The organism is Archangium sp. (assembly GCF_036388035.1).
In the GTDB taxonomy this organism is placed as follows: domain Bacteria; phylum Myxococcota; class Myxococcia; order Myxococcales; family Myxococcaceae; genus Archangium.
On the sequence record NZ_DASVSO010000875.1, the window covers coordinates 1 to 2,675 of the forward strand.

General features: G+C 68.4%; 3 protein-coding genes and 1 pseudogene. 3 read left to right on the plus strand and 1 reads right to left on the minus strand.

Features of this window, described 5'->3' with window-relative positions; translation table 11 throughout:
- Nucleotides 1-79: 79 nt before the first annotated feature.
- A complete protein-coding gene (locus VF697_RS35990; RefSeq protein WP_331102258.1) occupies nucleotides 80-736 on the plus strand; it encodes a hypothetical protein in 657 nt (218 codons plus the stop codon).
- A 175-nt stretch (nucleotides 737-911) separates the two neighbouring features.
- On the plus strand, nucleotides 912-1,643 hold the full coding sequence (locus VF697_RS35995; protein WP_331102259.1) for a hypothetical protein: 732 nt from the start codon (nucleotides 912-914) through the stop codon (nucleotides 1,641-1,643).
- Nucleotides 1,644-1,656: 13 nt separating this feature from the next.
- Here the strand turns inward: VF697_RS35995 and VF697_RS36000 are convergent, their stop codons facing one another.
- On the minus strand, nucleotides 1,657-2,196 hold the full coding sequence (locus VF697_RS36000) for a hypothetical protein (protein WP_331102261.1): 540 nt from the start codon (nucleotides 2,194-2,196) through the stop codon (nucleotides 1,657-1,659).
- Nucleotides 2,197-2,404: 208 nt separating this feature from the next.
- On the opposite strand from VF697_RS36000, the pseudogene VF697_RS36005 reads away from it, so the two are divergent.
- Nucleotides 2,405-2,675 (plus strand): annotated as a pseudogene (locus VF697_RS36005) (4-oxalocrotonate decarboxylase); the annotation flags it as partial.

Genomic DNA, 2,675 nt, shown 5'->3' on the forward strand with positions numbered 1-2,675 from the left:
AGACCCCCACCGTCCATCGCTGCACAACACGGGAGCGAAACCGGGCTCCCGACGCTGACACCCTCACCGGATGAACACCATGAATCGCATCTCTTCCGCCGCCCTCGTCGTCTCCCTCCTCCTCGCCGGTGGCGCACACGCCCAGGACTGGGACAACAACCGCCGGGAGCGCACGCAGGACCGCCGTGAGATTCGCCAGGACAAGCGCGAGCTCCGGGACGACAAGCGCGACGTGGCGGAGCTGGAGGTCGTGCTGACCCGCTTCGACCGGGCCTGGTCACAGCAGAACGAGCGCGAGATGGCCTCGGTGGAGATGCGCCTGCGGGAGATCCTCCGGGAGGAGCTGGCCGAGGGCCACGCCGAGCTGCGGCGGGACAAGGCCGAGGTGCGGCGCAGCGACCGCGAGGTGCGCTCCAACCGCCGCGAGCAGCTGTGGGGCCGGCCGGATGACCGCCGGGACGCGCGGGACGATCGGCGCGACCGGCGGGACGACGTCCGGGACGCGAAGGTGGAGGCGGCCACGCAGCGGACGCGGGCGTACATCGCCCGGGAGCTGTCCTCGCTCATGGGCAGCCGGTATCAGTCGGACCTGCAGCGCGAGCGCTCGCTCATCGTGGAGCTCATCCAGCTCAGCCACCAGGAGTTGCAGCAGACCCAGCAGGAGCTGCGCGAGGACCGGCAGGAGCGTCGCGAGGACCGGCAGGAGCGTCGCGAGGACCGCCGCCGCCGCTACTAGCGCCGCAAATACACAGTCAAGAATCCAACAGTCCATTTGCATTCTCGCTTCTCGAGCCTCATCAATCCCCCGGTCCCGGGGGCCGCCCTTCGTCAGGTGGCGAACCGTGACCGCAGCGTTTTCAGTGGAGTGTCCTCCGTGATGGAGACCTTGCGCTGGAGCGTGGGAGGGCATCGTGAAGGCCGTGCTTCAATACATCCGCGTCCAACAGTCCCGTTTCGCCCAGCACCCCTTTTTCGATGAGTTGCGCCGGGACCTGCCCCTGGAGCAGGCGCTGGCGTTCGCCCCTCGCCTGGCCTACTGGGTGATGAGCTTCCAGGACGTGCTCCGCCTCAACGCGCAGCGGGTGCAGGACCCGGCGCTCAAGCAGCTCATGCTCCGCCACCGGGCCGAGGAGCGTGGACATGACAACTGGTTCTTCGAGGACGTCGCCCTGCTGATGGGGCGCCCCCTGAGCGTTGGCGAGCTGTGGAACCGCTCCCACCAGAGCACCCGGGATGCCAGCCACGACCTCCTCTCCGAGGCGCTCCGCCCGCTGGACGACCGGCTGCGCGTGGTGCTGGTGCTGACACTGGAGTCCACCAGCCATGCCTTCTTCCATCGCACCGCCGCTCTCACCCAGGCCCTCGGCAGCGACAAACGGCTGAAGTACTTCTCCAACCACCATGTGGAGGCCGAGGAGCAGCACGAGGTCTTCGAGGAGGAGATGGAGAAGATGTTGCATGGCCTGGAGCTCACGCCGGCCTTGCACGACGAGGCCCTCGCGCTGGTGGACCGCGTCTACGCGGCCTTCCACGCCATGTTCGACGGGCTGCGCGGAGAGCCGCGGTCGCGCGTGGCACCCCCCAAGCCATTCCCGCAGCCGACCGCCCTCGCCGAGCAGGTCGTGGGGACCCTGTGTCACTGAGCGCGGGGCTCGCTCACCACTTGAGCTGATAGCCGCAGGTGATGGCTCCCCGTGCCCGGCACTCCGAGGTGTCGTGCGCGAGGTGGAGCACGAAGGAGCCCCGGGGCTTGAAGCGCTCGTAGAGGGCCAGGATGATGCCCTGGTCGAACTCGCAGGGATAAGGGTTGTCACACACCATGAGGCCGGTGCGCTCCCCCGTGGGTTGATAGCGGTAACTGCCAATGTCGCCGCTGCCCCGATGGTTCAGCCGGTAGGCCTGGTCGAGTGCGAGCAGGGCCGACTCGAACGAGTCGATCCCCGCTGGGAAGACCGCGTTCCTGGGAATGGCGAGCCCGATGGCGCGGGTGGTGTGCGGCCCGACCTGCTTGAGGATGTCGTCGAAGCTGTCGAGGACACCGCGCATGGGGTACCACTTCTCTGGCTCGAGCGACTTGATACCGTGGGAGGCCAGAATCCGCTGCGCCTTGAGCGTGAGGAACTCCATCGCGTCGACCAGCGCCTGGACGCTCCGCCCATACACCTCGACCTGGCTGGAAGGCGTGTCGCGAGTCATGGACCTCCTTACGGCTTTCGAGCCACGCACTCAAGCATGCGGCCGAAGCCCCCTCAAGACCGAGGCCCGCCCAGGCGGGTAACAGGGGACACTCCTGTCGTTCACTTCTAGAGCCCTCGCTTCGAGGACAGAGGGCTCTCGACACCCCGCCGCTTGCGCTCCCCCCCGAGCCCCGGAAGAGTTGCCGCTCCCTGGATTGGAGACGGCAATGACGCCCCCCCCGCACGAGGAGCTGGCCCGGCTGCTGGACCAGGCACGCCTGGAGGCCCGCGAGCTTGCGCCCCTCACCCGGCAGCACCCGGACCTCACGCTCCAGGCCGCCTACGCCATCCAGGCCGAGGGCCTCCGCCTGCGCACCGCTCGCGGCGAGCGCGTGGTGGGCCTGAAGATGGGGCTCACCTCCGAGGCCAAGCGTCGGCAGATGAACCTGGACTTGCCGGTGTACGGGGTGCTCACGGACCGCATGCAGGTGCCCGCGG

Coding starts and splice junctions, on each gene's coding strand:
- VF697_RS35990 (WP_331102258.1), top strand. CDS start 80: ATGAATCGCATCTCTTCCGCCGCCCTCGTCGTCTCCCTCCTCCTCGCC.
- VF697_RS36000 (WP_331102261.1), bottom strand. CDS start 2,196: ATGACTCGCGACACGCCTTCCAGCCAGGTCGAGGTGTATGGGCGGAGC.